At 43.3% G+C, this 5,757-nt stretch carries 7 protein-coding genes; 5 read left to right on the top strand and 2 right to left on the bottom strand.

What is annotated here, in order from left to right; genetic code table 11:
* Nucleotides 1–112 precede the first annotated feature (112 nt).
* Nucleotides 113–1,156 (bottom strand): IS91 family transposase, encoded by a 1,044-nt coding sequence (locus Q366_RS18850; protein ID WP_035242251.1) that lies wholly within the window; start codon nt 1,154–1,156, stop codon nt 113–115.
* Nucleotides 1,157–1,158: 2 nt separating this feature from the next.
* The gene (locus Q366_RS18845) at nt 1,159–1,386 is read right to left on the bottom strand and encodes a site-specific integrase (RefSeq protein WP_035242249.1); all 228 of its coding nucleotides are present in this window, start codon (nt 1,384–1,386) and stop codon (nt 1,159–1,161) included.
* A 685-nt stretch (nt 1,387–2,071) separates the two neighbouring features.
* Between Q366_RS18845 and Q366_RS20570 the strand changes: the two genes are divergently transcribed.
* From Q366_RS20570 to Q366_RS18820, 5 genes are all read left to right on the top strand, one after another.
* A complete protein-coding gene (locus Q366_RS20570) occupies nt 2,072–2,785 on the top strand; it encodes a nitrilase-related carbon-nitrogen hydrolase (RefSeq protein WP_051958165.1) in 714 nt (237 codons plus the stop codon).
* 403 nt (nt 2,786–3,188) lie between these two features.
* Nucleotides 3,189–4,352 (top strand): tyrosine-type recombinase/integrase, encoded by a 1,164-nt coding sequence (locus tag Q366_RS18835; protein ID WP_035242246.1) that lies wholly within the window; start codon nt 3,189–3,191, stop codon nt 4,350–4,352.
* A 94-nt stretch (nt 4,353–4,446) separates the two neighbouring features.
* Nucleotides 4,447–4,800 (top strand): toxin-antitoxin system TumE family protein, encoded by a 354-nt coding sequence (locus tag Q366_RS18830; RefSeq protein ID WP_035242243.1) that lies wholly within the window; start codon nt 4,447–4,449, stop codon nt 4,798–4,800.
* A 5-nt stretch (nt 4,801–4,805) separates the two neighbouring features.
* Nucleotides 4,806–5,165 (top strand): HVO_A0114 family putative DNA-binding protein, encoded by a 360-nt coding sequence (locus Q366_RS18825; RefSeq protein WP_035242254.1) that lies wholly within the window; start codon nt 4,806–4,808, stop codon nt 5,163–5,165.
* Nucleotides 5,166–5,278: 113 nt separating this feature from the next.
* Nucleotides 5,279–5,494, top strand: a complete 216-nt coding sequence (locus Q366_RS18820; protein WP_035242240.1) for a hypothetical protein — start codon at nt 5,279–5,281, stop codon at nt 5,492–5,494.
* Nucleotides 5,495–5,757: the final 263 nt, after the last annotated feature.

The raw sequence follows: 5,757 nt of genomic DNA, 5'->3' as shown, positions 1-5,757 counted from the left end.
AAGACGCACCCATAGCGTAGCCCTTTACAGGGCTTTTTAGAAAAGCCGGATTATTTCATAGTGTTGTTCACCTCCAGTTAAATTGAGATTTGGTTTCTTCCTTTTGTTTTCCCTATCCTGCACCGGCAGGTTTTATTCCGAGGATTTTCATAGGCTTCCCGCAATGGGGGCATTTAAAAACAGGCCTTGGCCGACACACTATTGCCATAATCCGGACGTGGAGAATCATCTGTACCAGGAAGAGCAGTTTTTTTGCATTACCGTGAAGGAATCCGTAATCTCTTGTCCTACGAAATCCACGGGGCAGCACATGAAGCAGGATCAGGTGCAGGAAATCTTCACCTTTAAGGGTTCGATTGCACACCTCTTTGGTTTTGCCGTCAATATACTTGAAGGTCACCTGGCCGTCCTGGTTGGCAATAATATTACGTTCGCTGATCACTCCCCGGTATAAATATCTGGACAGGTACTTCAGGGCTGAGATGCCGGTTCCGACTCTGGTACAATCGACAACCCATTTGTGACGAGTACCTTTGGGAATCGGCAAGTCTTCTTTGTTCAGTCCGTCCAGGAAACGTGCTCGAAAAACCTTGGCCAGGGCTTTCCGGTTAAACAAATATTTGCCTTTTTTCTTTTTCCATTGCCGCCTGGATGGATCAACACCGCCACCTGGAACAACTACGTGAATATGCGGGTGAAAATCCAATCTTCTGCTATGAGTGTGAATAATCATGGTCATACCGATTTGGGCCCCAAGATGCCGGGGGTTAAGCCCAAAGTCTTTCAACGTGCTGGATACACATGAGAACATCAGGGAATAAACTGCCCGTTGATTCCGGTATGCCATGTCCCTGAACTGAGAGGGCAAGGTAAAAGTCACCATGAAATACTGGACGGGAAGCTGTTTATTTTGCTGCCGGTCGATCCATTGGCTTGTTTCATGGTTCTGACAATGGGGACAATTACGGTTTCCGCAGGATAGTGGATGCTGTTGAGTATGATTGCAGTCAGGACAGGCTGTATAAATCTGCCCGGCGTCTGATGTGCGGCAACTAAGTATGGCGTTTAATGCTTTGATTTGTTCCGGCAATGCCGTATCCCCGTAACGAGTCAGAAATGCATCATAATATTCTTCAATGATATAAGAAAGTCGCATGATTACACCTTCCGGAAATCTACATGAATGGTGTTAATCAAATCATTGATAGTCGTCCTGCAGTTCTTTTGCAGAGACAATGCCTCTCCCAAGCGCAGGCCCATTGAATAGGTTGTCAGCAGGAAAACCCGGTAACGCAGTTTGCGCGTTGCACCGATCAGATTTTCCACCTCACCAGGGGTCAGAATATCCGGAATGGTTTTAATCTTAGGCGGCTTGACGATATTCAACCATTCCCTTTCTTTTTTCAGAACATATTTCCAAAAATGCTGAAGCCCGAGACGATCAATTTTAAGGAATGAGTCTTAAATAACTTGCCCATTTCAAAATAGGTGCCTATTGTAGGTCCTACGTTTGAAAATTCTAATTGGGCATCTTATTTCATACTCATTCCTTAGAATCATAGGCCAAATTAGCCTTGAGGAACAGGATGAGAACAATCTTCCGATCAACCGTAGAAAAAAAGTTTCACGAAGGAGGTAAAAAACAGTCATGCAGGATTTAATGTATATGGCTGGCCGTTTAATTTATAGTGGTCGGCAGTGGAGCATTTCATTCGGTAAGATCAACCCGTTTGCTCAATTGGCTGAGAACGTATTATACCGGTTACGTTGTTCTCCAGGATAAGCACATTATCGGGTAAAAACTCGGGCTGGAGAAGTTATGCGCAGAGCGCTAATGGTGAACTGTTTCTATCTGGCGTGGTTTGACCATGGGAATCAAGTATAGTTCAGTAGAAAAATGGATTAGCTAAGATTGCTGGCCAATAATCCATCAAATATGCTCTTAGGTCAGGGTTTGCAGAGGCCAAGCCTCAGCAGATTCCTATGTATCAGAACACCAAGAACTAATATCGCAAATTTTATGCCGGGAATTCAGGATAAGGATAAAGACAAAGAAAGGTAACTGTGAAACATGAGAATCGGATTCTGTCAGTTTGAGTTGGAGGTCGGGAAACCTGAAAAAAATTACCAAAAGGCTCGCCGACTTCTGGACGTGGAAGAATTTGATTTGGTGATTCTTCCCGAGCTTTTTGCCGTTGGTGCTCTTTTTGTAAAAGGAATTCCCTACCGGAAGTTTTCAGAATATGTCCCGGATGGGGAAAGTGGCGTTTTCCTTCATGAAATCGCAAGAAAAAAGAACGCCATGGTGGCAGGAGGCGTTTGTGAAAAAAAAGGAAAAATTATTTACAATACATCCGTTCTTTTTGGCCCAGAAGGTTATATAGGGAGAAAAAGAAAACTCTGGATTCCTCGGGAGGAAATACGACATTTCACTAAAGGGGATTTGCCGGAGACCTACAGTAGAACTAATATAAATGCAGGTCTCTTTGTCTGTGCCGACTGTACGCTTGACAAAAACTGGGATGCCTTAGAGAAAGGAGGGTGTCAGCTGGTATGTGTTTCCGCTAATGTCTGCGGTTTTGATCTCATTGAGCGGGCTGGAATGGAAGCTAAAAAGAGGGAAATGTACGTTATTTTCGCCAATTGTATCGGTGCCCCGTGGGATACAGGAAACAAGGTGAGGTATGTGGGTAACAGCATTATTTATGGAAAAAACGGTGAAGTCCTGCTTCAGGCAGGAGAGGAAGAGGGGTGTGGATTCGTTGATATTTCCTTTCATTCATAATTATTTTGTGAATTTCCCATGGCGAGACCGGCATCCCTGCTACCGATAATACATTAACCTCCTTAGTTTTTTTCAGAATGGAAAAAGGGCCTTTGGCAAAACACCAAAAGCCCTTGAATTACTTAACTAACCGAAAACTTTTTCCAGGAAAGGAATGATCTGTTTTTTACGGCTCATGATGCCGAATTCTATGATTTACCCGAAATTACCATGCCTTCCTAAATCATACCAAAAGCTCTCAAATACAATGCTTTTAGAGTTTTATCCATGACCTTGACTTACTTTAAAATACCTGTATATTTACCATAGATGTGGGGGATAGTGTGGGGGATAATGAAAGTTCCAAAGCCCCAATAATCAATGGATACAGAAAAATATATGTTCTGAAAATGGGGGAAATTAGATGCCAAAGCAAATAAGAACAAAAACAAAATATGCGGGAGTGTTTTACGTTGAAGGAACCTCAGCCCAGGGAAAGCCGGAAAAAGTCTATTACATTAGATACCGCAAGAGCGGCAAAATGGTCGAAGAAAAAGCAGGTCGTCAATACCAGGACGATATGACTCCTGCTCGGGCGTCCGGCATTCGCGCACAAAAAATTGACGGAGAAAAAGAAACCAACCAAGAAAAGCGGGATGCTGAACTTGCAAAGAAGGCTGCCGAAGCAGGTAGATATACTATAAACAGATTATGGAAAGAATATTCTCTCCAAAAAAAGAAGAACCTGAATTACACAAAAGACAATAATAGATATGAGCAGCACATAAAGAAAAAGTTCGGCGATAAGGAACCGGACGAAATTATTGCTCTTGATGTTGAAAGGCACAAAAGAGAACTGTTAAAAAAATATTCCCCTCAGACGGTGAAACATGTCTTGGCTCTTTTAAAGCGAATTGCAAATTACGGCTTTGAACTTGGCCTTAGCAAAAATTTGCAGTTTAAAGTTAAAATGCCGAAAGTTGACAATATCAAAGATGATTCCTTGAGCCCGGAAGAATTAGCCCGTCTGTATGATGCCATTCAGCAGGATAGCCACCCTTTAGCCGGGAATATTATGTTAATGGCGCTTTACACTGGGATGAGAAGGGGCGAGTTGTTTAAGCTGAAATGGTCTGATATTGACTTTGAAAAAGGTTTTATCTCTATTCTGGAACCAAAGGGCGGGAAAGATCAAATTATCCCCTTGAATGATATGGCCCGGTCAGTTTTGGAAAAGGTTGTTCGGACAGACAGCGATTATGTTTTTCCTGGTCGAAATGGGGGGCAGCTATCCAGCATCAGTGGGCCGGTGAATAAAATTAAGGCTGCTGCGAATCTTCCAAAGGAAACAAGGCCGATACATTCACTAAGACATACCTTTGCGACAATGGCTGTTAATTCCGACAAAATTGATCTGTATATCCTTCAAAAACTGACAACCCACAAAACACCGCAGCTTTTACAGCGATATGCCCACTTGAATGATACCGTTTTAAAAAAGGGATCTGAGGATGCAGGTAATGCAGTCGCAGAGCATTTACAGAAGCAGGATGATGCAAGAATTGTTAACCTTCATGTAGACAAATAAATTTGAGATCACAATTTGTGACCTCCAATTCTAATAATATGGGTTTACGAAAGGAATCAACATACGCCTTGACAAATTATCATCAGGTGATAACATGAATGATAAATACGGTTCGCTTGACACCCTGTTGGACCTGGATGGTGAAATATTCCCGATGGATAATGGGTACTGGGTTAAATTCACTGCAAAACAGATACACCCGGACCAACACGCACCACACGGAATAAGGTATTCCATGTCACTGCATGACAGGCACAACACCCGAATTATTGGATTTGACAACGCCCATGCCGTGAAATCGAATCGAAAAAAAGGCTTTGCCGGGCGCATAGTCACATGGGACCATCAACACAATCTGGATAAAGTGGAACCGTACACCTTTGACACCTCCGGACAATTGCTTGAAGATTTCTGGGCGGCTGTGGATGAATACTTACAGGAAGGATGAACAACATGGCCAGCAAGGTTATGAAAATAGGCATCATGTCAAAAGAAGATTACAAACACCGGACCATTGCCATCGCCAAGGGGGAATACAAGCCCCGAAAAAACGAACCCAAGGTATGGTTTGAATCCATGGAATCCCTGGGCCAGGTTTTGAGCGGACAGAATCAGAAACTGCTTAAATTGATCCGGGACCGGCACCCGGCATCCTTGGTCGAACTGGAAGCATTATCCGGGCGAAAAAAATCAAACCTTTCCCGGACCTTGAAAACCCTTTCTAACTACGGCATTGTCGATTTGATCAAAGAGAAGGGTATGGTTCGGCCCATTGTCAATGCCACTGATTTTCAGGTTGAATTAAGACTGTAATCTCTTTCCCCAGGATAGGGTCCGGCTGATCACCGGTTCCGAACAGGCGGTTTCCTGGCCGCCTTTCCCGGGGTTCTTTCAATCAGGCAGGAAGACTACAGGAGTCTGAAAAATTGAATCAACCGACCCCACTTGTTGAAGAAGCCTACAGCGAATTAAAATTATTTGTATTGGAAGACCATGCAAAACAATGGGCCAAGGGTCACCCTTGTATCAATCGCATTACTTTATACAGAGCTGGCTACGGTGAGAGACAGCAAGGCGACACAAGGTATGTTCTTGCCGTGAATGCCCTTGATCGCCCTAATGAGCGCGGTCTCGGTTTTTGATGGAATTGTGGCCACGTAAAAGGATTGGCTATTTATTAACGATTTGAAAAAATAATATATTATGACACACTCCCCCCCTGGGGTTGATGGGAAAAGGCCTTTTTATAAGCGAAAAACCGGCCAAATGCCCGAATTTTGGTCAAGATCACTGATGAGAATGTGGTCAAATTATTGATGGAGATACCATAACCTGCTGATATAATGACGTTAAATTTTTTCGTATTGATTTTCTGGACCCGGAAAATAAAAGATTACCTCTCGGC

Origin of the sequence: Desulfobacter vibrioformis DSM 8776, assembly GCF_000745975.1 — a bacterium.
GTDB classification, from domain to species: domain Bacteria; phylum Desulfobacterota; class Desulfobacteria; order Desulfobacterales; family Desulfobacteraceae; genus Desulfobacter; species Desulfobacter vibrioformis.
Note: the sequence above shows the minus strand (reverse complement) of the source record. Positions and strands in the feature narration are given on the sequence as shown.

Excerpts from the sequence above, each read along its gene's own strand:
- Q366_RS18850 (WP_035242251.1), bottom strand. The coding sequence starts at position 1,156 with ATGCGACTTTCTTATATCATTGAAGAATATTATGATGCATTTCTGACT.
- Q366_RS20570 (WP_051958165.1), top strand. The coding sequence starts at position 2,072 with ATGAGAATCGGATTCTGTCAGTTTGAGTTGGAGGTCGGGAAACCTGAA.
- Q366_RS18835 (WP_035242246.1), top strand. The coding sequence starts at position 3,189 with ATGCCAAAGCAAATAAGAACAAAAACAAAATATGCGGGAGTGTTTTAC.
- Q366_RS18830 (WP_035242243.1), top strand. The coding sequence starts at position 4,447 with ATGAATGATAAATACGGTTCGCTTGACACCCTGTTGGACCTGGATGGT.
- Q366_RS18825 (WP_035242254.1), top strand. The coding sequence starts at position 4,806 with ATGGCCAGCAAGGTTATGAAAATAGGCATCATGTCAAAAGAAGATTAC.